Source organism: Streptomyces sp. NPDC050535 (assembly GCF_044457665.1).
Lineage (GTDB): Bacteria > Actinomycetota > Actinomycetes > Streptomycetales > Streptomycetaceae > Streptomyces.
Genome location: NZ_JBITHE010000017.1, coordinates 1 through 23,372 on the forward strand (window position 1 = coordinate 1; position 23,372 = coordinate 23,372).

Below are 23,372 nucleotides of genomic sequence, written 5' to 3' on the forward strand. Positions count from 1 at the left end.
TGGGTTGGGGGGGGCCCCCGTCTGGGGGGGGTTGTGGGTGTCTCGCGGGGGGCCCGGGTTCTTGTACCGCGTCCCCCCACCCCGGGGCCCGGGGGGGGGGGGGGGGGGGCGGGCCCCCCCCCCCCCCGCCCACTGCCGTTCCGGCTCAGACCGAGCAGGTGGTCCGGTTCACCAGGTCGTGCCAGCCGGACTCCAGCCGCTCGATGGGCATACCGCACTGGCGGGTCAAGTGGTTGATCAGCGCCGGGTCCAGATACCCCATCAGGGTCTGTGCGAGCAGGTCGGTGTCCGCGGCCGGGACGGCCTGCCGGAGCAGCATGGTGACGTGCATGAGCCGGACGCGGTACGGGGCCGAGCTGAAGCGGCGACTGGCGTCCGGTTCGGCGGCGAGATACAGGTCGAGCTGCTCGGACGCCTGCCGCAGGGTGGCGCAGCCGAAGGCGTGCAGACGCTCCACCGGTGAGGCGCCGGGGCCCAGCGGCGGCGGACCGCTCAGGAACCCGGCCTGGAAACGCTGTTCGGTGTGGTCGAGGAGCGCCATCAACAGCCCGGTGCGGTCGCCGAACCGCCGGAAGACGGTCCCCTTGCCCACCGCCGCCGCACAGGCGACGGCCTCCATCGTCACATTGGCCACCCCGTGCTCCTCCACCAGCCGGGTGGCGGCCTCCAGCAGACGCGCGCGGTTACGCGCGGCGTCCGCGCGGAGCTGTGGCGCGTCCCGGGGGGCGAGCTCCATCAGGACCGGCTCGTCGGACGGATCCTGTCGCTTCGGAAAGGGCGGCAGCGGGGTCGACATGAAGCCAGCGTAACGGCACGGGAGGACAACTGGACCGCGGTCCACTTCGGTGATACAACTTTAAACGGACCTCGGTCCGCTTTATTGCAGCAATGTTTCAGCTTCGGGAGTTATCCATGTCCGTACACATCCTCGCGCTCGTCGGCAGCCTGCGTGCCGGCTCCCACAACCGCCAGCTCGCCGAGGCGGCCGTCAAGCTCGCGCCCGAGGGCGCGGAGGTGGAGCTTTTCGAGGGCCTGGCCGAGATCCCCTTCTACAACGAGGACATCGACGTCGAGGGCGACGTGCCCGCCGCCGCGGCCCGGCTGCGCGAGGCCGCGGCCCGCACCGACGCGTTCCTGCTCTTCTCGCCGGAGTACAACGGCACCATCCCGGCCGTGCTGAAGAACGCCATCGACTGGCTGTCCCGTCCCTACGGCGCCAGCGGCTTCAGCGGTAAGCCGACCGTCGTCGTCGGCACCGCGTACGGCCAGTTCGGCGGCGTGTGGGCGCAGGACGAGGCCCGCAAGGCGGTGGGCATCGCCGGCGGCACCGTCCTCGAGGACGTCAAGCTCTCCGTCCCCGGCTCCGTGGTCCGCTTCGCCGAGATCCACCCGGTCGACGACGCCGAGGTCGCGGGGCAGCTCACCGAGGTCATCGGCCGTCTCTTCGGTCACGTCAGCGCGCCCAGCGCCGCCTGACAACTCCATGAGGGGCCGGTCCGGGTTGACCCGGGCCGGCCCCTCATGTCGTTCCAGGTCGCACGGATCCTGGCGGAACGCCACCCTCCGGGACAGGATGCCCGCATGAAGGGTGATCTCTTTTCCAGTGACCACATGGTGCAGCCCGCCTACGCGCCGGGCATGACCATCCAGAACACCAAGTCGATCAAGTACGCCGTGAACGGCGACATGTTCGCGCGCCAGGGGGCGATGATCGCCTATCGGGGGAACCTCCAGTTCGAGCGCAAGGGCCAGGGGGTCGGCGGCCTGCTCAAGCGGGCCGTCACCGGCGAGGGGCTGCCGCTGATGACCGTCCGCGGCCAGGGCGAGGCCTGGTTCGCGCACGAGGCGCAGAGCTGTTTCATCGTCGACATCGAGCCGGGTGACGTGTTCACCGTCAACGGGCGCAATGTGCTGTGCTTCGACGCCTCGGTGTCCTACGAGATAAAGACCGTGAAGGGCGCGGGCATGTCCGGCGGCGGCCTCTTCAACAGCGTCTTCACCGGACAGGGCAGAATCGGCCTGATCTGCGAGGGAAGTCCGCTGGTCATTCCCGTCTCGCCGCAGCAGCCGGTGTTCGTCGACACGGACGCCATCGTCGGCTGGACCGCCAACCTGCACACCTCCCTGCACCGTTCGCAGTCGATCGGCTCGATGATCCGCGGCGGCTCCGGTGAGGCCGTGCAGCTCAAGCTGGAGGGCGAGGGGTATGTCGTCGTACGGCCCAGCGAGGTGACACCGCAGAAGGCGCAGCAGCACTGAGACCGGGATCGCGAAGGGTGCCCCGCCGCGGCGGGGCACCCTCGTGTCCGCCCGGTTTCCCGTTGTTGCGGCGGGCCCGAACCGGCATCAGGATGCCCGGAGTCGATCTCCGCGACCGGAAGCAGGCACTGATGTCCGCAGGCCCGATGCACGCCCATGAAGCGCCGATCGACGAGGCGCTCGTACGGGAGTTGCTGGCCGCACAGTTCCCGGTCTGGGCGGACCTGCCGCTCAAGCGCGTCACGTCGGCCGGGACCGTCAACGCCCTCTACCGGCTCGGCGACGACATGGCCGTACGCCTCCCCCGCATCCCCGAGGGCGCCGGTGACGTGGAGAAGGAACGGCGGTGGCTGCCGCTCCTCGCCCCGCTGCTCCCGCTGCCCATCCCCGAGATCCTCGCCACCGGTGTCCCCGGCGCGGGGTACCCGTGGCCCTGGAGTGTGCTCCGCTGGCTGGAGGGCGAACTTCCGGTACCTGGCGGCCTCACCGACGCGGACCGGCTCGCCACCGACCTCGGCCTGTTCGTCGCCGCGCTGCGAGGGGCCGACCTGCCTGAAGGACCACCCGCCTACCGGGGCGGACCGCTGGCGTCAGCGGACGCCGACACGCGCTCCGCGCTCGGCGGACTGGACGGCCTGATCGACACCTCCGCGGCCACGACGGCCTGGGAGGCGGCACTGGTGGCCCCTGTCTGGACCGGTCCCCCGGTCTGGCTCCACTCCGACCTGATGCCCATGAACCTCCTCACCCGCCGGGGCCGCCTCAGCGCCGTCCTCGACTTCGGCACCCTCGGCACCGGCGACCCGGCCTGCGACCTCATCCCCGCCTGGAACCTCCTCCCCGCGGCGTCGCGACCCTCCTTCCGGCACGCCGCGGGCGCCGACGACGACTCCTGGGCACGCGGCCGCGGCTGGGCCCTGTCGATGGCCCTGAACCAGCTCCCGTACTACCGCACCACCAACCCCGTGATGGCCGCGAACGCCGAGCACGTGATCCGCGAGGTCCTCGCCGATCCCGGACGCAGGGTCTAACGTATGGAACAGGTATTCGATTACGGAGTACGCTGCACACATGTCCACGCACCTCCAGGGCTCGCTCTTCGACCAGACCGACGAACTGCGCCTCACCCCGTTGCAGGGGACGCGCCGGACCGCACTGGGCGACGGCGCCTGGATCGACCTGCTGCCCGGGTGGCTCACCGGGGCCGACGCCCTTTTCGCGCGGCTCGTCGCCGAAGTGCCGTGGCGTGCCGAGCGGCGCCAGATGTACGAGCAGGTGGTGGACGTACCGAGACTGCTCGCGTACTACGGCGCCGGCGCCCCGCTGCCGCATCCGGTCCTCGACAGGGCGCGGGACACGCTCTCCGCCCACTACGCCGAGGAGCTCGGTGAGCCGTTCAGCACGGCCGGGCTCTGCTACTACCGCGACGGCCGCGACAGCGTGGCCTGGCACGGGGACCGGATCGGGCGGGGCGCCCGCGAGGACACCATGGTCGCGATCCTCTCCGTGGGCGCGCCGCGTGATCTGCTGCTGCGCCCGCGCCGCGGCGGAGAGGTCGTGCGGCGCCCGCTCGGGCACGGCGACCTGATCGTGATGGGCGGCTCCTGCCAGCGCACCTGGGAACACGCCGTCCCCAAGTCGGCGCGCGCGGCGGGGCCACGGATCAGCGTGCAGTTCCGCCCGCACGGGGTGAACTGAGCCGTCGGTTCCTCACCCGGGGCGGGTCAGGTGGGCCTGCACCGTCGGGCCGTACCGGTCGACGATGTCCTCGATCGCGGTCGCGCGCAGACTGGTGCCGCGGGCGATGCCGTACATGACACCGAGGCCGAGCAGCGTGCTGACGGTGAGTTCGGCGCGCAGGCCGGCGTCGGGGCCGGTGAGGCGTTCGGCGAGGCGATCGCTGACCTGGGTGCGGAAGTTGGCGCGCAGTATGTCGCCCTGTTCGCCCTGGAGCGGGGCGAAGACAATGCGCAGGACGGGATCGGCGCCGCGCTCGGTCTGGCCGATCAGCAGGTGGCGGACCATGTGCCGGCCGAGGTCCTCCAGCGGCGCGTCCAGCAGCGCGGCGGCATCGGTCTCGAAGGACATGACGCGTGCGAAGAGTGCGTCCTTGTTGCCGAAGTACTTCAGGATCAGCGGCGGGCTCACCCCCGCCCGGTCGGCGACCGCCTTGAGTGTGATGTCCGCGTGGGCGCGGCGGGCCAGCAGATGGCGGGCCGCGCGGAGGATGGCCGCCTTCGTCGCCTCGGCGTCGCGGCGCGGCGAGCCGGTGACCGCAAGAACGGGGGGCGGGGTGGTCACGGTGGTCAGGCTCCTTCCAGTGCCTCGTCGCGGGTCGCCGCCGTACGGCCGGGGGACTGTCCGGTGTCGTGGGAGGCGGGGTCGGCGGGAATGGCGAGCGCGGCGGCGCAGGCCACCAGAGCGACGGTACCCGCCATGGCGAAGGCCAGGAGATAGCCGTGCAGCGTCGCTGTGGAGACGCCGCCGACGAGGCTGGTGTGGTGGACGAGTACGGCGGCCACGGCGGCGCTGCACACGGCCTGGCCGATGGTCCGCATCAGGACGTTGACGCCGTTGGCGGAGGCGGTCTGCCCGGCGGGGACGGCACGGATGATGAGGGTGGGCAGGGCCGAGTAGGCGAAGGTCGTTCCGGTCGACACGACCGTGGCGCCCAGGATGATCACCCACAGGTCGCGGCTGTCCGCGATGCGCACGACGTAGCCGAGGGCGATGATCGCGGCGCCGATGGCCAGCGTCACTCGGGGGCCCCGGGACACCGAGATGCGCGCCGAGACGGGCGAGAGCAGCAGCATCGTCACCCCGCTGGGCAGCAGGCACAGACCGGTCGCCACGATCGACAGCCCGAGCCCGTAGCCGGTGGCCTCGGGCGCCTGTACGAGCTGTGCCGTGACGAGTGTGTTGGCGTAGAAGGCGAAGCCGGTCAGGAGCGCGGCCACATGCGGCAGCGCGACCCGTGGGCGGGTGGCCAGCCTCAGGTCGACCAGCGGCCGTTCGGCGTGCAGCTGCTGCGTCCACCACAGGGCCAGGACGACCACGCAGACCGCGAACAGCCCCAGGATCCTGGGGCTGCCCCAACCCCACTGGCCGCCCTGCGACACGCCCAGGAGCAGTGAGACGAGACCCGCGGCCAGCCCCACGGCGCCCAGCGTGTCGAAACGGCCCGGCTCGCGGACCGGCGACTCGCGCACCGCCCACCAGGCGACGGCGAGAGCGGCGGCACCGAGCGCGGTGGTCACCCAGAACATGACGTGCCAGTTGGCGTACTGGACGATCAGCGCGGCGAGCGGCAGGCCGAGGGCGGCGCCGATGCCCAGGGTGGAGCTCATCATCGCGACGGCCGAACCCGTGCGCTCCGGCGGCAGCTCGTCGCGCAGGATGCTGATCGACAGCGGTACGACGGCGGCAGCCGCGCCCTGGAGCGCCCGCGCCGCGATCAGTACGCCGATGTCGGAGGTGAGGGCGCACACGAGCGAGCCGAGCGTCATCAGCCCGAAGGCGATCAGCAGCACGCGCCGCTTGCCGTACATGTCTCCCGCCCGGCCCAGCACGGGAGTGAGCACCGCGCCGGACAGCAGGGTCGCCGTCACCATCCAGGAGACCGTGCCCGCGGAGGCACCCGTCAGTCGTGGCAGGTCCGGCAGCAGCGGCACGACCACCGTCTGCGTGACCGCCATGAGGATCCCGCCGAACGCCAGCACGGGGACCGTCAATCGTTCACGCAGGGCCGCCACAAGTACTCCAGAAGTCCATGAAAAATGGGTGAATAGCAATTCACTCTAGTTAGTGAATTGCTATTCACCCAAGGAAACAAAGGAAAATATTGGCAAACGGCTACCGGTGGGAGCGGGCCTGCACGGTACGGGCCAGCCGGGGTCCCAGCCAGCGCTTGAACCGGCGAAGCGCTTCGAGCTGCCCGGCCGCGCGGTCGATCCGGTAGTAGAGCTGCGGCGGGATGTACGGCAGCAGCGGCGAGTGACGCTGGCCGAGCAGGGCGAACATCTGCGCCGGCGGGAGGTGGATGTAGCGCGGGAGGTTCTCGTACCACTGGGCACTGTGGCGGGCCGCGCTCTGGATCGACAGGAGTGCGGCCCTGCGCTCGCGCTCGTAGTGGGCCAGGGCCGCGTCCAGGTCCGGGATCTCGCGCAGCGCCCCGGCGAGCGACAGGGCGTCCTCCAGGGCGAGGGTGGTACCCGCGCCGATCGAGTAGTGCGTGGTGTGGGCCGCGTCGCCGATCAGGACCAGGTTGCCGCGGCGCCAGGTCCGGTTGGTCAGCGTGCGGAAGTTCAGCCACTGAGCGCTGCCGTCGCGCTGCGACCGCCCGATCAGCCCGTGTCCGTCCAGGAGGTCGGCGAACAGTTTCTCGAGCAGCGCCAGACCGTCACCCTCGCTCGCGGTGTCGAGCCCCAGGCCGGTCCAGGTCTCGGGGGAACACTCGACGACGCAGGTGCTGTGCTCCCCGCTGAACGCGTAGGCGTAGCACCAGATCCAGCCGTGCCCGGTCTCCACGAAGGAGAAGGTGAAGGAGTCGAAGACCTTGGTGGTGCCGAGCCAGAGATAGGTGTTGCGGCCCAGCTTGACGTCGCTGCCGAAGTGATCGGCATGACGCTCGCGCAGCGCGCTGTTGACCCCGTCGCCCGCGACGACGAGATCGGCGTCGGGCAGCAGGTCGGCGGTCACCTCGTGCTCGAACTCGACGCGCACGCCGAGGGATTCGGCCCGTTCGGCGAGCAGGTCCAGGAGCCGGCGGCGGCCGATGCCGAACCCCTCGTCGCCGGGGTGCACGGTCGCGTGCCCGCCCACCTGGGCGACCCCCTCGCTCCAGCGGACGGAGTTCTCACTGACGGCGAGCGCGGACTCGGGGTCCCCCTCGCGGAGCTTGTCGAGCAGTCCCGCCCAGTACGTGACACCCCAGCCGTAGGTCGACCCGGCCGGATTCCGTTCGTAGACGGTGATGTCGTGGGACGGGTCCTGGCGCTTCATCAGGATCGAGAAGTACAGGCCTGCAGGTCCGCCGCCGACGCACGCGATCTTCACGCGCACTCCCTTTGTTGCACAGAGCGGTCAATTGACTGCGAAGCGTAACAGTGGACTTCGCGTCGGCTTGCGCTCGTGAGCCGCGCCACTCGATGACGGGCAACTCCGCAAGATCATCGGCAGCAGGCTCCCCGACGGAAGGAATTCCGCCTTCCGGTGAAGCGGGACGACCCTTCACAGCAAGATCATCTTTGTTCAATCTTGCATGACATTTACTCAATTGTCCGGATCACGCCCAACCGGCGTTCATCGATTTCTCCCACTCTCCGACGAACCGATAGGCATACCGAGTCGTTCAACAGAGCCCGACACAGAAGGACTTCGTATGCCAGAACTCACCCGTCGCCGCGCCCTCGGCGCGGCGGCCACGCTGGCCGCCGCGGCCGCGTCCCAGCCCCTCACCGCTCCCACGGCTTCCGCCGCCGGACACGACCACGGCATGCCCGAGGCCTTCGACGAGGTCTACCGGGGCCGTCGCATCGCGGGCCGTCCGGCCGGCGGGAGCGGGCACCATCACGGCGCCGGGTACGCCGTGTTCATCGACGGCGTGGAACTGCACGTGATGCGGAACGCCGACGGCAGCTGGATCAGCGTCGTCAGCCACTACGACCCGGTCGCCACCCCGCGCGCCGCCGCCCGCGCCGCGGTCGTGGAACTGCAAGGGGCCCCGCTCGTCCCGTTCGACGCCAACTGACCCGCCCCGCAAGCAGACCGTGGAGTCCCGCACATGACCGTACGCAAGAACCAGGCGAGCCTGACCTCCGAGGAGAAGCGGCGTTTCACCGACGCGCTGGTGGGGCTCAAACGCAGTGGCCGTTACGACGACTTCGTCACGACGCACAACGCCTTCATACTCGGCGACACCGACAACGGCGAGCGGACGGGCCACCGTTCACCGTCCTTCCTGCCCTGGCACCGCAGATTCCTCATCGAGTTCGAGCAGGCACTCCAGTCCCTCGACTCCGCCGTCGCGCTGCCGTACTGGGACTGGAGCACCGACCGCTCGGCCCGCGCGGCCCTGTGGGCGCCCGACTTCCTCGGCGGCACCGGGCGCAGCCGGGACGGCCAGGTGATGGACGGCCCCTTCGCGGCCTCGGCAGGCGACTGGCCGATCAACGTGCGCGTCGACAGCCGTACCTACCTGCGCAGGTCGCTGGGCGGGAGCACCCGGGAGCTTCCCACCCCGGCCGAGGTGGAGTCCGTGCTCGCGATGACGACGTACGACATGGCGCCGTGGAACAGTTCCTCGGACGGCTTCCGCAACCACCTCGAAGGCTGGCGGGGCGTCAACCTGCACAACCGCGTCCATGTCTGGGTGGGCGGCCAGATGGCCACCGGAGTCTCCCCCAACGACCCGGTGTTCTGGCTCCACCACGCCTATATAGACAAGCTGTGGGCCGAGTGGCAGCGCCGGCACCCCGGCTCCGGGTATCTGCCGATCAGCGGGACCCCGGACGTCGTCGACCTCGACGAGACCATGAAGCCGTGGAACGACATGCGGCCCGCGGAACTGCTGGACCACACGGCGCACTACACGTTCGACACCGCCTGACGATCCGGGTCCGGGATCCGAGGGCTACGCGTCCGCGGGCTGGGCCGCGGCGCAGTCGGGGTGTCCCCAGCCGGAGCCGTTCTTGCTGATGGGCTCGCCCGCCGCGTAGGAGCGGCCGCACAGGCAGCGGCCGGGGAACTTCGCCTTGATCGTGCGGGCGGGGCCGCCCTGCCGTGCGGTCTTCGCGGGGGCACGCCGACGGGCGGCGGCCGGGACGGCGTCGGGAGCGGCCGGCGGCTGCGGGGACCCGAGGTCGCTGCCCGCGGGCTCCTGGACGATCGCCGCCTGGCTCGCCGCGCGGTCCGCGAAGTCGTTCAGGCGGTCGCCGTCGACCTGGTGCGCGGGAACGTAGCGGAACTCCACGGTGCGGCCGGCGAGGAGCTCGTCGATGCGGGCGACCAGTTCCTGGTTGGCGACGGGCTTCCCCGAGGCCGTCTTCCAGCCCTTGCGCTTCCAGCCGGGCAGCCAGGTGGTGACCGCCTTCATCGCGTACTGGGAGTCCATCCGGATCTCCAGCGGGACGTCCGGGGCGATCGCCGTCAACAGGCGCTCCAGCGCGGTGAGTTCGGCGACGTTGTTCGTCGCCGTACCCAGCGGGCCCGCCTCCCATCGGGTGGGGATCTCGTCCCCGTCGGCCACGACCCAGGCCCATCCGGCGGGTCCCGGGTTCCCCTTCGAGGCTCCGTCACAGGCGGCCACAACGCGTTCAGGCATGGCCCCGATGATGTCACGGTCCGACGGCTGCTCCCGTACCGGGTCGAAGGCCGCTGTCGCCCCCGAGGAGCCGCTGGCCCAGCGCGGTGGCCGTGTGCAGGACGCACTTGCCCTCACGACGGCTGGCCACGAGTCCCCCGTCGCGCAGCACGCCGATCTGGTAGCTGGCGCTGGGCAGCGCGATCCCCACGGCCGCGGCGACCTCGGAGGTGGTCCGGGCGTGCCGGCCCGCCACCTCGGCCAGTACGGCGCAGCGGGTGCGGCCAAGGAGCCGTACCAGGCCGTCGTCCGCGGCGCGCGCGACGGTGAGGGGTGCCTTGCCGACCGGGTAGACGAGTACCGGATCGAGGCCGGGGTCGGCGAGCGCGGTCGGCCGGCGCCAGCAGAAGAACGAGGGGACGAGGAGCAGGCCGCGTCCCTCCAGATGGAGATCGCGCTCGATCGGGTACTCCACCTCGAGCACGGGCGGATTCCAGCGCGCCAGGGGACGCAGCCCGTCCAGGAGTGCCTGGGTGCCTCCGTCGAGGAGATCACGGGAGCGCAGGTCCACGTCGTTCGCGACCGCCGTGCGGATGTGCGGCCAGTACGGCTCCAGCAGGGCGCGGAAGTAGATCCCGAGAGCGTTAGCCAGGGATCTCAGCGAGTCGCCGCCCGGCCTGCCGAGCGAGCCGGCCCAGTCCGGGACGGGCCGGGAGTCGGCCAGCCGGGTCAGGTCGCGCACCAGCCGGGTGCGCGGGGTGTGCCGCAACTGGTCGAGGCCGGCCGGCAGACCGCCGCCGGTGACCGGCGGCGTGAGGAAGTCCGGGATGTAGCCCGCCGCGGGAATCAGCGTCCGCAGCGGGCGCAGCGCACGGCTCGCGACCGCGTCCCCGGAGAGCCGTTCGCGGGCCGCGCGCCGCCAGTGGCCGAAGTCGAGCGGCCCTTGCCCGGTGTCCAGCCGGCAGACGCTGCAGACCAGTTCCCACAGCGGATCCGGTTGCCGTGCCACACGGATGTTCTGGAGATCGTGCGACGTGAAGTGAATGCGGAGCATGCGGTCACTCGCGATTCTTGTGGGGGGTCGGTCACCCGGAGGTGCGGTAGCCACAAGAAGGGACGAGCAACGGCGTCCGCACGGTTGCTCACACGAACGGCGATTTCAGGACACGTCGGTCAACTTGGGCATGTCGCCTTCGGTCGTGGTGAGGTCGATGACGGAGAACGACGCGCCCTGCGGGTCGGTCACCGCCGCGAACCGGCCGAACGGGCTGCTCATGGGGCCGAAGCGCAGCACGGCGCCGAGCTCGGTCGCCTTCGCCACCGCGGCGTCGCAGTCCTCGACGGTGAAGTACACGTTGACGTAGCTGGGGACCTCTGGCGGGAAGTCGTCCGTCATCTTCATCCGGCCCAGGACCGCGTCCTCGCCGACGTCGAAGATCCTGAAGTCGTACTCGGAATCCTCCATCTGCTTCGCACGGAACGGGAAGACGGCGGGGAGGAACGCGTCGGTCTTCCCGGGCTCGCGGGTGAAGACCTCGGCCCACGCGTACGCGCCGGGCACCGAGGTGGCTTCGAAGCCCTCGTGAACGCCCGCCTGCCAGACGCCGAAGACGGCGCCGCTGGGCTCGCTGGCCAGGGTCATCGTGCCGAAGTCACCGACCCGCATCGGGTCCATCAGGACCGTGCCGCCGTTGTCCCGGATCTTCTGGGCGGTGGCCGCGGCGTCGGGCGAGGCGAAGTACAGACACCAGGCGGACTGACCCTCCTGCCCGGGCATCGGCGGGACGACGGCGGCCACCGCCTTGCCGTCCTTGTACGCCTGCGTGTAGTTGCCGAACTCGCTGGACGACTCGCCGAACGTCCAGCCGAGCACGTCACCGTAGAAGCTCTTGGCTCCCTCGACATCGCTGAACATCGCGTCCGCCCAGCAGGGCGTTCCCTCAGGTTGTACGGCCATGACGTCGACCTTCTCCGGTTGGGTGTCTGGTTCCGGGTTTCACGCTAGTCAGCCCCGGCCCGGGTCGCGCGCCGAGAGGGATGTTCCGGATGAAAACGGACAGCGGGCGGTGGCGGTCGGCGCGACCGTGCACGTACTGACGCGGCGGGCCCGGCGGCCGGCGCTGGACCTCGGCGCGGCGTCGCCCGCGGGGCCCAGGGGGAGCCCTCCGCGCCGCTGGACAGCGCGATCCTGTTCGCTCCGGCCGGTGACCTGGTCCCGGTGGCCCTGCGGGCGCTCGACCGGGGCGGGGTGCTGTCGGTCGCCGGGATCCATCCGAGCGACACGCCGCCGACCGGGGTGCGGGCCCGCCTCGCCCGTGCGCGGATGGACCCAGGCGTGCGCGGTGATGGAGGTGGGTGTCTTCCGCCGCGCGTCCGGCTGTGCTTGCCTGGGGGCTCTTTCGGTGGGCGGGACGGGAGTTGCCGAATGCGCGAACGGTGGATCGTGGGTGCGCTGTTGGCCGGGCTGCTGCTCGGCGCGTGCGGCGACCCGGCCTCGGACACCGCCGCGCCACCACCCGCTCGCGCGACGCCCGAGGCCTCGGGCGCACCGACCTCGACGACGCGGCAGCGGCCCGCTGCCTCCCCGGACGCCACCGGCGCCAAGGGCTCCCCCGCGAAGGCGCCCACCAAGGCCCCCACGGTGCTCTACCTCGGGGACTCGCTCGCCATGGAGAACCAGGACGTGCTCGGGAATCTGCTGCGCGACCGGCTGGACGCCCGGTACACGAGCGCCCCGTATGCGGGCACCACCCTGTGCGACTACCTGGAAGGCACCGCGGAACCCTCCCTCGTGCCGCCCGCGGACAAGGCCGCCGCTCTCGTGCGCTCACTGCGGCCGGACTTCGTGGTGCTCCAGTTCTGGGGCAACTCCTGGGGCTACACGCCGTGCATGGACGGCATCACGTACGACAGGGCGAGGAAGACGTACCTCGCGCGGTACGAGTCCGACATGACGCGCCTGGCCGGGCAGATCACGGGTGCGGGCGGCGCGCGGGCGCCGAGAATCGTGTGGGTGCTCCAGGGCCCCGACGCGGTCACCCCCGACCGGGTGCGCGCCGTCAACGCACTGTACGAGGAACGAGCGAGCGCCTCCGGCGAGTTGGCCGCCGACGCCGGGCGGACCGTGAGCCCGGTGTCGGCACGCGGCACCTGGGTCCAGTACCTGCCGTGCACGGCGTACGAGCACGAGCATCCCGCCTACTGCACCCAGCCGGACCGCGACCGCACCGCCCTGCACCGCGACGACGACTCTCTTCACTTCTGCCTGGCTCCCATGACGTCCAGGCCGAAGCCGTGCCCGGTCCGCTCACCCGGGATCCTGCGCCTCACGCGTGAGATCACCCGGGTGATCGCCGGGCAGGTCGGCTGACGGTCCCCCGCTCGCCTCGCCCTCCCCCGACAGCTCCTCGGCCTGTTGGGTGTACTCAAGTACCGGATGGGCAGTAAGCGCTTGCCCATCACCTGGCCACCGAGGAGGACCAACGCCGATGGCGTCGTCCGAAAGACCGCTCGACCATCGCTACCGGGGCGAGCACCCGATACGCACCCTCATCTACCTGTTCCGCGCCGACCGTCGGCGGCTCGCCGTGGCGTTCCTCGTCTTCACCGTCAAGCACAGTCCGGTCTGGCTGCTGCCGCTCATCACCGCGTCCATCATCGACACCGTCGTCCAGCACCAACCGGTCGGCCGGGTGTGGCTGAGCGCCGGGGTCATCCTCTTCATCCTGCTGGTCAACATCCCCCTGCACCTGCTGTACGTACGCCTGCTCTACGGCAGCGTGCGCCGCATGGGCACCGATCTGCGGTCGGCCCTCTGCACGCGGATGCAGCAACTGTCCATCGGCTACCACTCGCGGGTCAGCGCGGGCGTGCTCCAGGCCAAGGTCGTCCGGGATGTGGAGACCGTCGAGCAGGGCGTGCAGCAGACCGCCGAGAACGGGCTCGGCGCCCTCACCGTACTGACCGGCGGCCTGGTCATCATCGCCATCCGCACACCGGAGTTCCTGCCCGTCTTCCTCCTCGTCGTGCCGGTCGCAGCCCTGCTCGTGGCGCGGCTGCGGTCCCGACTGCGCTCCCACAACGAGCACTTCCGGCACGAGGTCGAGCATCTCTCCACACGGGTGACCGAGATGACCCGGCTCATCTCCGTCACACGGGCGCACGGTCTCGAGGGCAAGGCACTGTGCCGCATGGACGGCACGCTGCGGCAGGTGCTCAGCTCGGGGCTGCGCCTGGACCTCCTCAACGGGCGGTTCGCCTCGCTGGCCTGGGTGTTCCTGAACGTCGTCGGCGTACTCTTCCTCACCGGCGCGGCGCTGGTGTCGTACTACGGGTACTGGGGTGTCACGCCCGGCGACGTCGTCATGCTCAGCGCCTTCCTGACGACGCTCACCAACTCCACGACGACGCTCGCGGCACTGGCGCCGGTGATCACGAAGGGCTTGGAGTCCGTGCGGTCCATCGGCGAGGTCCTCCAGGCGCCCGAACTGGAGGACAACGAGGGGAAGTCGGAGGTGACGTCGGTGCGCGGTTCCGTCACCTTCGAGGGGGTGGGGCACGCGTACGACGAGAACCGGCCCGCTGTACGGGACTTCAGCCTGACCGTCTCCCCCGGCGAGACCGTCGCCCTGGTCGGCGCGTCGGGGGCCGGGAAGTCCACGGTGCTCAATCTCGTGATCGGCTTCATCCGTCCGACCTCGGGCCGGCTGCTGCTCGACGGCACGGACATGGCCACCCTCGACCTGCGCACCTACCGGCGTTTCGTCTCCGTCGTGCCGCAGGAGTCGATCCTCTTCGACGGCACGGTCCGGGAGAACGTCGCGTACGGCATGGACGACGCCGGGGACGCGGCGGTGCGTGAGGCGTTGCGGGACGCGAACGCGCTGGAGTTCGTGGACCGGCTGCCGCAGGGGCTCGACACCGTGGTGGGCGAGCACGGCGCACGGCTCTCCGGGGGACAGCGGCAGCGGCTCGCGATCGCGCGGGCGCTGATCCGCGATCCCCGGGTACTCATCCTGGACGAGGCGACCTCCGCGCTGGACACCCGCTCGGAGGCTCTCGTCCAGCAGGCCCTTGCCCGGCTGCTGCACGGACGTACCACGTTCGTGGTGGCACACCGGCTGTCGACCATCCGTGGCGCGGACCGCATTGTCGTGATGGGGGACGGGATGATCCAGGAGATCGGCACGCACGAGGAGTTGTTGCGGCGGGGCGGCGCGTACACGGCTCTGCACAGCGGTCAGCTCGCCTGAGCGCCGGACGGGCAGGCGGGCCGGGCGCTGTGCAGAACCGCGAGCGGGTCGCCGGTCCGCTACTCGCCCGCGTACGCCTTCTCCAGCGCCGCGACGTCGAGCTTGCCCATCTTGAGCATCGCCTGGGTCGCGCGGGACGCCTTCTCGGGGTCCGGGTCCATGACCATGTCGATGAGCTTCGCCGGGACCACCTGCCAGGAGAGGCCGAACTTGTCCTTGAGCCAGCCGCACGGGCCTGCTTCGCCGCCGCCCTCGATGAGCTTGTTCCAGTAGAAGTCCACCTCGTCCTGGTCCGCGCAGTCGATCTGGAAGGAGATGGCCTCGTCGAACTTGAACTGCGGGCCTCCGTTCAGGGCGACGAACTTCTGGCCGTTGGCCACGAACTCGACGGTCAGCACGGAATCGGCGGGGCCGGGCCCCGCCTGCGTGTAGCGGCTGATCCGGCCGAGCTCGGAGTTCTTGAAGACCGAGACGTAGTAGTGCGCGGCCTCCTCGGCCTGACCGTCGAACCACAGACAGGTGGTGAATCCATCGGCGGGCATGAGTACCTCCTCGGGCGGGGAAACGTCGTCACTTCTGTCGACCGATCCTCGCCCGGAAACTCATCGGTGGCGCGGCGGGGGCGGGGTTGGCGTCGCGGGACCGTCAGCGCGACCGTCGACGCCCGCCCGTCGATCCTCGTGGCGCAGGGGCGGTCCCGCGCTCCTGCCGGGCACGGGCGGCGGCTGGTCGCGTCCGTGCGGCCCGTCCTCCGTTCGCTCCGTGAAGCCGGCTGAGCCGGGACGGCCGAGCGCGGGCGACAGCCCGGACCACGCCACTTCCGGCCCGTCCCCTGCCCGGTCGTCTCCTTCCGCTCTGCCCACAGCGAATCTGCTGTCGGCCAAGAACCCCGACCTCATGGCGCCCTCGGTCCGAGAGTGGAGATCGCGGCGACGGAAGCCGCGCCACGACGAGGAGGACCGATGACGCCACTCATGACCGGTTGGAACCCGGGCCGCGCACCGCGGGCCGAGGAGGGCGACACCCCCGCTACCCGCTTCGACGACCATCTGGCCGCGCAGTTGCTCGCGCAGCGGATCGTCCTGCTCGGCACGCAGGTCGACGAGGTCTCCGCGAACCGCGTCTGCGCCCAACTGCTCCTGCTGTCCGCGGAGGACTCGCGGACCGACATCAGCCTCTACATCAACAGCCCGGGCGGATCGGTGACCGCGGGCCTGGCGATCTACGACACGATGACGCTGATCCCGAACGACGTCTCCACGCTCGCCATGGGATTCGCGGCGAGCATGGGGCAGTTCCTCCTCAGCGTCGGCGCGCACGGAAAACGCTTCGCGCTGCCGAACGCGCGGATCATGATGCACCAGCCCTCGGCCGGTATCGGCGGAACCACCGCGGACATCGAGATCCAGGCGCAGAACCTGGAGTTCACGAAGCAGGCAATCGAGCGGATCACCGCGGAGCACACCGGCCAGAGCGAGGAGACGATCTCCCGCGACGGCGACCGCGACCGCTGGTTCACGGCCGAACAGGCGAAGGACTACGGCATGGTCGACCGGGTCGTGGAGTCGCTCGACGACGTCCGGCCGGCCGCGTCACGACGACGGATGGGGCTCTGACATGGGTGGGTACACGATTCCGAACGTGGTCGAACGGACCCCGCAGGGCGAACGCTCCTACGACGTCTTCAGCCGGCTGCTGTCCGAGCGGATCATCTTCCTCGGCACGGAGATCGACGACGGGGTCGCCAACGTCGTCATCGCGCAGCTCCTCCATCTGGAGTCGTCGAGCCCGGAGAACGAGATCGCGATCTACATCAACTCGCCCGGGGGATCGTTCACTTCACTGATGGCGATCTACGACACGATGACCTTCGTCCAGGCGCCGATCTCGACGTTCTGCGTCGGACAGGCGGCCTCCACGGCGGCGGTGCTGCTCGCCGGCGGCGATCCCGGACGGCGGTTCGTGCTGGAGCACGCGCGCGTGCTGCTCGGGCAGCCGGCGAGCGGCGGACGGCAGGGGACGGTCTCGGACCTCGCCCTCCAGGCCAGGGAGATGCTCCGCATCCGCTCGCAGGTCGAGGAGGTCCTCTCGCGGCACACGCGTCACGACGTCACGACGCTGCGCGCGGACATGGACCGCGACAAGATCTTCACGGCGCGGGAGGCCGTGGCGTACGGGCTCGCGGACGAGGTGCTGAGCCGGCGGCTCGCGCTGGTCTGAGGCCCGGGCGACCACGACCGGCCGCCGCGGGCCGGTCGGCCCTCTCCGTCTCGTGCCCGGTCGTCGGCGTCAGGCGGCGAGGCACATGCCGTCGTACCGCGAGGTGCTGGTGGCGCGGTTCCGTCCGTGCCTGACCTGGGCGACTCGCGTGAGCTCGTCCTGGGCGAGCGAGAGCAGGTCGCCCAGGCCCAGGCCGAGGGCCCGGGCGGCGGCCGCGAGGACTTCGGACGAGGCCTCTTTGCGGCCGCGCTCCAGCTCCGAGAGGTACGGCATGGAGATCCGGGCGGCGTCGGCCACGTCCTTGAGCGTGCGCTCCTGGGCGAGCCGCTCGCGCCGCAGAACGTCACCCACGAGGTCGCGCCACAGCGGCTCCCGCTGCGCGGGGGCCGGCGGCGTCCGGCGGGGCGCGAGGACCGGACGGGGCCGCTGCGGCACCCGCGCCGGTGCTGAGGCCGGTGCCGGGGCCGGCGTCGCCGCCGGGCGCAGAGGGATGACACGGGCTTCGTTCGGCGCTTGGTTGCTCACCCCTTCAGCCTAGAAGCGCTGGGCCGCGGGGGAAGGCACCTGCGTTCCGCTCTCGGTGGAATCGCTCGTCGGCCGTACGCCTGCCCGCGGTGAAGTCCGGAGCCGGTAGCCCCGGCGGATCAGCGACCCCGGAGCGGAGCGTCGCGCCCCGCCCGACTCGGCTACTGCCTTACCCGCCCGTCGAATCCGTTCACGCATCGACTTGCTTTCAGAGCCCCGGGGAGGACGACCCCGGCGCGCTGGAGAGGGAGGAGGCTTCCGTCACCGAAGTGGTCGTCGTCTCCGTCGTCGTGTCGGAGGACGCCGGGTCGGGTGACGAGGCGGAGTCCGAAGCCGTCGTCGGAGGCTCGGAGGACGGGGACTCGGACTCGGATTCCGATTCGGACTCCGACGGTGCGGACGAGGACGACGAGGGCGACGAGGAGGACGGCGCCGGGGAGGTGGACGGACACAGGCTCGGGCTCGGCGTCGTACCGGGAGGTGAGGAGACGCACGGCGACTGGGAGTTCGGTGTCGAGGACGAGACGCTCGCCGACGGGAAGGGCAGGTGCTCCGGCGGGCGCGTCTTCTCGTCGCGGTCACCGGTGTCGCCCTTGTGCCGGGCGATCCACTCGTCGTTGTCGGGGTCGAAGATGACGAACACGTTGATGACCGTCGTCGAGGGCGCGACCACCACGACGTTCTGCGTCCGGTAGGACGGCCACGAGTCGCCGGTCGGCTTGGGGGTGGTCTTCTGCGGGACCGGCTCTCCGAGCGGGTTGCCGCAGGCGCAGCGCACCCGGGGCACTCCGTGGTCGTCGACGAGAACGGCGGTGCCCGCCTGGAGGACCGCCTGGTAGCTGGTGGCGGCGCCGTCGCGGTAGCCGTGGTTGGTGACCCGGGTGTCATAGCCCAGTTGCACCGGGGTGAGGGCCCGCAGATAGCCGGGGATCTGGGATGTCCGCAGGCCCACGACCGAGGCGAACGCGTTGTTCCTCGCCGGGTCCTTCTGGAGGAATCCGATCTGCTTCTCCACGTCGCAACTGGAGACGTTGCGGGTGCCGCCGTACAGGCCGGGGGCCGAACCGTCCACACCCCGCGTCACGTTGGCGGATTCCGACGCCGTGGAGGTGGAGGGTGCCTCGGACGGGGTGGAGCTGTCGTTCGCCGTCGACTCCGTGAACGGGTCGGGTCCCGACTTGCTCGCGGCCTGGAGGAAGACCTCACCGCCGCTCGCGGACGTGTCGCTGCCGCCGTTGTCGCGGGTGAAGACCAGGCCGAGGACCACGGCGGCGACCACGACACCGGTGATGAGCGCGACGCGGGGTGCGGATTTCCACCAGGGCCGGTCCGGACCGCTGCCCTTCCCGTCCGGTCCTCCCGGCCCGGAGGGTCCAGCCGGTCCGGGGGGACCTCCGCCGCTGGAGGACCCACCCGTGCCTCCCCCGCCGGCATCCCTTCCGCCCGCCCCGCTCGGCGGTCCCGAGGGCGCGTGGCCGCTGGGCTGGGCCGGACTCGGCTCGGACGGACCCGGCTGGGACGGGCCCGACAAGGGGCCCGAAGGCGGGCCGGTGGGGCGGCCGGAGGACGGCGGTTCGACGCTCACGAGCTCTTCTTCCCGGTGTAGGAATCCCGCGGACTTCAAACACTTTGTGCCACTTTCCTGCACAACGAGCCCATTGTGTGCTCCGGTCCCGTACCGTCCGCAAGCCGACGCGGTCGGCCCCTCCCGGCGGGCGGACCGTGTCGGCGCTGCTTAGCGTGACAACGTGAGCACCAAGACACCGTCCGAACAGGCAGTTGTCCGCCCCGGTGGCCGGACGGCCGACCGCCACGGCTGGATCCAGGCCGTCCTGGCGGTGCTGGCCGGGCTGATCGTCATGGGGGTGGTCGCCGCGCTCGGGCTGTGGGCGGCCGGTGCCGCGGACCTGCCCGACAACGCGTTCTGGCGGGTGGTCGCGGCCACCGTCGTCACGGCCGTCGGGGGCACCATCGAGCTCTCGGGCGACGCCGGAGCGATCGCGGACACGCGGGCGGGCCTGACGGTGATTCCCCTGTCGGTCACCCTCGCGGGGGCTCTGGTCATCGCCGCCGGATTCCTGCGGCCACTGCGCCACCGGGCCGTCGCCGGAGCCACCGAACTGGCCGGATGGGCCGCCCGCATCGCCCTCCTGTGGCTGCTGGCCCTGATCGGCGTCGCGCTCCTCGCCCGGCAGGACTTCCGCATCTCCCTCGGGGACGGAACCATCGGCGACATCGGCGACCTGTTCGGCGCCTCACCCAAGGTGGGTTTCACGACCGACGTGCCCCTGACGCTCGTCTTCGGCGTGCTGTGGCTCGCGGGCGTCCTCGTGCTCGCCCTGCTGGTCTCCCGCGGCGCCCCGCTGCCGCCCCGGCTGCTGCGCTTCCAGGAGTCGGTACGTCCGGCCGCGTACGCCATGGTCGCGCTGCTGCTCGCGTACGTCGTCCTGGGCGTCGTCATCGCCCTGGTGACCGCGGTGACGCGAGGCCACGCCACCGAGACGTTCGCCGTGGTCCTCCTCGGTCTGCCCAACCTCGTCTGGCTCGCCTTCACGCTGGGGCTCGGTGCCACCTGGACCGGACGGGTGGACGGGCCCTTCGGGCTGCCGATGCCGGATCTGCTCGGCCAGGTGCTGCGTACGCCGGACATCTCCTCGCTCAACCTGCGCACCCTCGCCGAATACGACGGCAGGGTGTGGTGGCTGCTGGTCGTCGACGCCGTGCTGCTCCTGGCGGCGGCGTTCCTGATGGCCGCCCGCTCACCGGCCCGGATGCGGCTGTGGCAGCACGCCGTGCACATGGCGGTCGCCCTCGCGCTGACCGTGCTCATGATCTGCCTCGTCGGCCGGATCTCCGCGCACTACGGGCTGTCCCTTCTCGGCATCGGCGACCTCGGCGACGGTCTGAGCGGTGAGCTCTTCCTGCGGCCCGAGGTGTGGACGGCGCTCGGGTTCGCCGTGCTGTGGGGGCTGGTCACCGGGTTCCTCGGCGGTCTGCTGGCGAAGCGCGTCCACCGACGGGGCAGGGTCGGCGCCGAGGAGCCCGGAGTCCGGGCCGGCTAAGGGGTGTCGTTCGGATAGCCCGGATCAGGCCGCGGCGTCCGGTGCGGTGCGGTGCGTCGCGAGGCGGAGCGTCATCCGCGTACTGGGCGTACTCGGGTGACGCGACAACGCGGCGAGGTGCCGTGCCAGGCGCCGCGGACCCGGGCCGATCCGAACGGCACCTTCTAGGCGCAGTAGGTGTCCCGGCCCGGGCGCTCCCCCGTGGCCAGGTAGTGCGAGACGGTCCGGTCGCCGCACTCGTTGCCGTTGGCGAGGTAGGCGTCGTGGCCGGTGGCGTTGACGGTGACCATGGTGGCGCGCCTGCCCAGGGCGTGACGGAGCTTGAGGGCGCCGCTGAGCGGGGTGGCGACATCGCGTTCGTTCTGGACGAGCAGGATGTTGGAGGGGCCGCGGCCGGTGATGCGTACCGGGGGCTCCTTCGGCGGGAACGGCCAGGCGGCGCAGACCATCGCGTTCCTGGGCATCCCCGCGGTCAGCGGGTACTTCGCCCGGCTCCGGGCGACTCCCTCCTCGTACCCGGCGGCGTCCCTGGGCCAGGCGATGTCGTTGCAGAGGGTCCCGGCGCCGACCGCGGTGACGTTCTGCAGCACCTCCTCGGGCGGCGAGGAGGGCGCCGGCGGTACGGTGCCCCGCTGCGCGGCGAGGATCAGCTTGGCCAGGCCCGGGAATCCGCTGGGGGCGTAGAGGCTGTCCAGCATGGTCTGGCGCAGCACGTTGCCGTTCAGCTCCTGCGGGTTCGCACCGGGCCAGGGGATCGGGTCGCGGTCGAGCTTCGCGGCGAGGTTCAGGAAGAGCGGCCGTACCTCGTCCGCCGTGTCGGCCAGCCGGTCCGGGTTTCCGGGCGCCGAGGACCACTCGGCGAACTCGGGGAAGGTGTCCTCGACGCCCTTCTCGTGACCGGCGAGCCAGGCGCGGGCGACCCGGGTGGGGTCGGGGTCGTCGTTGCTGTCCAGCACGATGCGGTCGGTGCGCTGTGGGAACAACTGGCTGTAGACGGCGCCGACATACGTTCCGTACGAGACACCCCAGGCGGACAGTTCGCGTTCGCCGAGCGCCGCTCGGACGCGGTCGATGTCGCGGGCGTTGTCGGCGGTACTGATGTGCTGGATCAGCTCGCCGCCATTGCGCGCGCAGGTGTCCGACAGTCGTTGTGCGGTGGTCAGGTTCTCGGTGATCGATCCGTCGGGGGCGGGCCAGGGGCGCAGTTTCGAGGTGGCGAGGTCGCTGTGGTCGAGGCCGCAGCTGACGGGGGTGGAGCGGCCGACTCCGCGGGGGTCGAACCCGATCAGGTCGTAGGCGTCGCGCACCTCCTTAGGCAGCTTCTGCCCTTTGCCCGAGGGGTTGTTGAGGCTGGAGCCGCCGGGGCCGCCGGGGATCAGCAGGAGAACACCGCGCCGCGCCCGTGGGTTCTCGCTGGGGATCCTGGATACGGCGATGCCGATCTTCCGGCCCCCGGGGTCGGCGTGGTCGAGCGGCACCTCGACGGTCGCGCACTGTTGTCGCGGATCGAGGCCGCTTCCCTCGCACTTGGCCCAGTCGAGCGGTTCGGGGGCACCGGCGGTCGATGCCGACGCGGTGAGCGGTGCGGTGAGACCGAGTACGAAGGCGGAGGCTGCGAGCAGGGCGGCGTTTCGCTTGGTCTTCGTCATGCGGACGAGCTTCGCCGATCTCCTCCCGCCGTCACATCCTGCCAACCGGCCTGTACGCAGGGGGGTTTGCCCCAGCGGACGCGGAGCCGCTCATCGGGCCGGGAACATCGGACGGGCCCAGACCGGCGGCTCCGGGGGCGGGCCGAACTCGGGGGCGCCGACAGCCCGCCCGTCCACCCGGGTCGGCGCGTGGCCGGCTGCCGCGGCACCGGTCGCGGCGACCCGCAGCGCCGCGACGAAGGCGAGGCAGGAGTCGTACCGGCCGTCGGGGCTCTTCGCCAGCGCCTTCGCGAGGACGTCGTCGACGGGGGCGGCGATGTCGGGCCGCTTCTCGGTCAACGGCGGCGGCTCGTCGTACTGGTGGGCCCACAGCAGCGCCATGTCGTCGTCGCGCTGGAAGGGCGGTTTCCCCGCCATCGTCTCGTAGACGACGCAGGCGAGGCTGTAGACGTCGCACCGGCCGTCCACCGGCTTGCCCGAGATCTGCTCGGGGGCCACGTAGTCGAGCGTGCCGACGAACTGGCCGACGCTCGTGAACCCGGTGAGCGACAGCGACTTCTTCGTCAGGCCGAAGTCGGTGAGGTACACGTGCTCGGGGTGGTCGCTGTCGGTGCCCTGGGCCACCAGGATGTTGCCGGGTTTCACGTCCCGGTGCACCAGACCGTGGTCGTGGGCAGCGTCGAGCGCGGAGGCGACCTGGACAGCGATCCGGGTGGCCACCTTGACCGGCAACGGGCCCTCGCGGTCGAGCAGATGTCGCAGGTCGCGCCCCGCGACGTACCGCATGGCGATGTAGAGGACGCCGTCCGTCTCGCCCGCCTCGAAGACCGGCACGATGTTCGGGTGGTCGATCGCGGCGGCCACCCGGGACTCATGGGTGAAGCGGCCGCGGAAGGTGTCGTTGCGGGCCAGCTCCGGCGCGAGCAGTTTGAGGGCGACGGTCCGGTCCAGCCGAAGGTCCTTGGCCCGGTAGACGACGGCCATGCCGCCGCGGCCGATCTCCCGCTCGATCCGGTAGCCGGCGATCCGCCGGCCGATCAGGTCGGACGGACGCCCGGAGAAGAGACTGGTGTCGTGGCGCCCGCCGTCGTCGTCCATGAGCCCT

Annotated in this window: 23 protein-coding genes; 11 read left to right on the forward strand and 12 right to left on the reverse strand. The window is 71.2% G+C overall.

Annotated features, from left to right (window positions below; translation table 11 throughout):
* Positions 1-145: 145 nt before the first annotated feature.
* Positions 146-796 carry a TetR/AcrR family transcriptional regulator gene (locus ACIBLC_RS30325; RefSeq protein ID WP_399214506.1) on the reverse strand — a complete coding sequence of 217 codons (651 nt, stop codon included), beginning with the start codon at positions 794-796 and terminating at the stop codon, positions 146-148.
* Between the two features lie 116 nt (positions 797-912).
* Here ACIBLC_RS30325 and ACIBLC_RS30330 point away from each other — a divergent pair, with 116 nt between their 5' ends.
* The 4 genes from ACIBLC_RS30330 (at position 913) to ACIBLC_RS30345 (ending at position 3,957) form a co-directional block, all read left to right on the forward strand.
* Complete coding sequence (locus tag ACIBLC_RS30330) at positions 913-1,476, forward strand: NAD(P)H-dependent oxidoreductase (protein ID WP_399214507.1); 564 nt, start codon at positions 913-915, stop codon at positions 1,474-1,476.
* Positions 1,477-1,581: 105 nt separating this feature from the next.
* Entirely contained in the window at positions 1,582-2,259 is a 678-nt protein-coding gene (locus ACIBLC_RS30335) for an AIM24 family protein (protein ID WP_399214509.1), read from the forward strand.
* Between the two features lie 131 nt (positions 2,260-2,390).
* The gene (locus tag ACIBLC_RS30340; RefSeq protein ID WP_399214510.1) at positions 2,391-3,290 is read left to right on the forward strand and encodes an aminoglycoside phosphotransferase family protein; all 900 of its coding nucleotides are present in this window, start codon (positions 2,391-2,393) and stop codon (positions 3,288-3,290) included.
* A 40-nt stretch (positions 3,291-3,330) separates the two neighbouring features.
* Positions 3,331-3,957: an alpha-ketoglutarate-dependent dioxygenase AlkB gene (locus ACIBLC_RS30345; protein WP_399214511.1), complete on the forward strand. Its 627-nt coding sequence runs from the start codon at positions 3,331-3,333 to the stop codon at positions 3,955-3,957.
* Positions 3,958-3,969: 12 nt separating this feature from the next.
* Here the strand turns inward: ACIBLC_RS30345 and ACIBLC_RS30350 are convergent, their stop codons facing one another.
* From ACIBLC_RS30350 to ACIBLC_RS30360, 3 genes are all read right to left on the reverse strand, one after another.
* Positions 3,970-4,569: a TetR family transcriptional regulator gene (locus ACIBLC_RS30350; protein WP_399214672.1), complete on the reverse strand. Its 600-nt coding sequence runs from the start codon at positions 4,567-4,569 to the stop codon at positions 3,970-3,972.
* Positions 4,566-6,011 (reverse strand): MFS transporter, encoded by a 1,446-nt coding sequence (locus tag ACIBLC_RS30355; protein WP_399214512.1) that lies wholly within the window; start codon positions 6,009-6,011, stop codon positions 4,566-4,568. Before ACIBLC_RS30355 ends, ACIBLC_RS30350 begins: the two co-directional genes overlap by 4 nt.
* Before the next feature lie 100 nt (positions 6,012-6,111).
* Entirely contained in the window at positions 6,112-7,314 is a 1,203-nt protein-coding gene (locus ACIBLC_RS30360) for an FAD-dependent monooxygenase (protein ID WP_399214513.1), read from the reverse strand.
* Positions 7,315-7,639: 325 nt separating this feature from the next.
* Between ACIBLC_RS30360 and ACIBLC_RS30365 the strand changes: the two genes are divergently transcribed.
* Complete coding sequence (locus tag ACIBLC_RS30365; protein ID WP_399214514.1) at positions 7,640-8,008, forward strand: tyrosinase cofactor; 369 nt, start codon at positions 7,640-7,642, stop codon at positions 8,006-8,008.
* Between the two features lie 33 nt (positions 8,009-8,041).
* Positions 8,042-8,866 carry a tyrosinase family protein gene (locus tag ACIBLC_RS30370; protein WP_399214516.1) on the forward strand — a complete coding sequence of 275 codons (825 nt, stop codon included), beginning with the start codon at positions 8,042-8,044 and terminating at the stop codon, positions 8,864-8,866.
* Positions 8,867-8,890: 24 nt separating this feature from the next.
* Here ACIBLC_RS30370 and ACIBLC_RS30375 read toward each other — a convergent pair whose 3' ends face one another.
* The 3 genes from ACIBLC_RS30375 to ACIBLC_RS30385 form a co-directional block, all read right to left on the reverse strand.
* Complete coding sequence (locus ACIBLC_RS30375; protein ID WP_399214673.1) at positions 8,891-9,592, reverse strand: ribonuclease H; 702 nt, start codon at positions 9,590-9,592, stop codon at positions 8,891-8,893.
* A 1-nt stretch (position 9,593) separates the two neighbouring features.
* Positions 9,594-10,613, reverse strand: coding sequence for a winged helix-turn-helix domain-containing protein (locus ACIBLC_RS30380; protein WP_399214517.1), 1,020 nt, complete (start codon positions 10,611-10,613; stop codon positions 9,594-9,596).
* A 105-nt stretch (positions 10,614-10,718) separates the two neighbouring features.
* Positions 10,719-11,516: a VOC family protein gene (locus ACIBLC_RS30385; RefSeq protein ID WP_399214518.1), complete on the reverse strand. Its 798-nt coding sequence runs from the start codon at positions 11,514-11,516 to the stop codon at positions 10,719-10,721.
* A gap of 468 nt (positions 11,517-11,984) precedes the next feature.
* Here ACIBLC_RS30385 and ACIBLC_RS30390 point away from each other — a divergent pair, with 468 nt between their 5' ends.
* Both ACIBLC_RS30390 and ACIBLC_RS30395 read left to right on the forward strand, forming a co-directional pair.
* A complete protein-coding gene (locus ACIBLC_RS30390) occupies positions 11,985-12,929 on the forward strand; it encodes an SGNH/GDSL hydrolase family protein (protein WP_399214520.1) in 945 nt (314 codons plus the stop codon).
* A gap of 118 nt (positions 12,930-13,047) precedes the next feature.
* Complete coding sequence (locus ACIBLC_RS30395; protein ID WP_399214521.1) at positions 13,048-14,811, forward strand: ABC transporter ATP-binding protein; 1,764 nt, start codon at positions 13,048-13,050, stop codon at positions 14,809-14,811.
* Positions 14,812-14,870: 59 nt separating this feature from the next.
* On the opposite strand, the gene ACIBLC_RS30400 is transcribed toward ACIBLC_RS30395, so the two are convergent.
* Positions 14,871-15,353: a VOC family protein gene (locus tag ACIBLC_RS30400; RefSeq protein ID WP_399214522.1), complete on the reverse strand. Its 483-nt coding sequence runs from the start codon at positions 15,351-15,353 to the stop codon at positions 14,871-14,873.
* Between the two features lie 420 nt (positions 15,354-15,773).
* On the opposite strand from ACIBLC_RS30400, the gene ACIBLC_RS30405 reads away from it, so the two are divergent.
* Both ACIBLC_RS30405 and ACIBLC_RS30410 read left to right on the forward strand, forming a co-directional pair.
* On the forward strand, positions 15,774-16,427 hold the full coding sequence (locus tag ACIBLC_RS30405; protein WP_399214524.1) for an ATP-dependent Clp protease proteolytic subunit: 654 nt from the start codon (positions 15,774-15,776) through the stop codon (positions 16,425-16,427).
* Between the two features lies 1 nt (position 16,428).
* Positions 16,429-17,031, forward strand: a complete 603-nt coding sequence (locus ACIBLC_RS30410) for a ClpP family protease (protein WP_399214525.1) — start codon at positions 16,429-16,431, stop codon at positions 17,029-17,031.
* Positions 17,032-17,100: 69 nt separating this feature from the next.
* Here the strand turns inward: ACIBLC_RS30410 and ACIBLC_RS30415 are convergent, their stop codons facing one another.
* Positions 17,101-17,556 (reverse strand): helix-turn-helix domain-containing protein, encoded by a 456-nt coding sequence (locus tag ACIBLC_RS30415; RefSeq protein ID WP_399214527.1) that lies wholly within the window; start codon positions 17,554-17,556, stop codon positions 17,101-17,103.
* A 208-nt stretch (positions 17,557-17,764) separates the two neighbouring features.
* Positions 17,765-19,141 (reverse strand): DUF6777 domain-containing protein, encoded by a 1,377-nt coding sequence (locus ACIBLC_RS30420; RefSeq protein WP_399214528.1) that lies wholly within the window; start codon positions 19,139-19,141, stop codon positions 17,765-17,767.
* 163 nt (positions 19,142-19,304) lie between these two features.
* Between ACIBLC_RS30420 and ACIBLC_RS30425 the strand changes: the two genes are divergently transcribed.
* A complete protein-coding gene (locus ACIBLC_RS30425) occupies positions 19,305-20,618 on the forward strand; it encodes a streptophobe family protein (RefSeq protein WP_399214529.1) in 1,314 nt (437 codons plus the stop codon).
* Positions 20,619-20,782: 164 nt separating this feature from the next.
* Here ACIBLC_RS30425 and ACIBLC_RS30430 read toward each other — a convergent pair whose 3' ends face one another.
* Both ACIBLC_RS30430 and ACIBLC_RS30435 read right to left on the reverse strand, forming a co-directional pair.
* Positions 20,783-22,267 (reverse strand): alpha/beta hydrolase, encoded by a 1,485-nt coding sequence (locus ACIBLC_RS30430; RefSeq protein WP_399214530.1) that lies wholly within the window; start codon positions 22,265-22,267, stop codon positions 20,783-20,785.
* 90 nt (positions 22,268-22,357) lie between these two features.
* Positions 22,358-23,365, reverse strand: coding sequence for a serine/threonine-protein kinase (locus tag ACIBLC_RS30435; protein WP_399214532.1), 1,008 nt, complete (start codon positions 23,363-23,365; stop codon positions 22,358-22,360).
* Positions 23,366-23,372 lie beyond the last annotated feature (7 nt).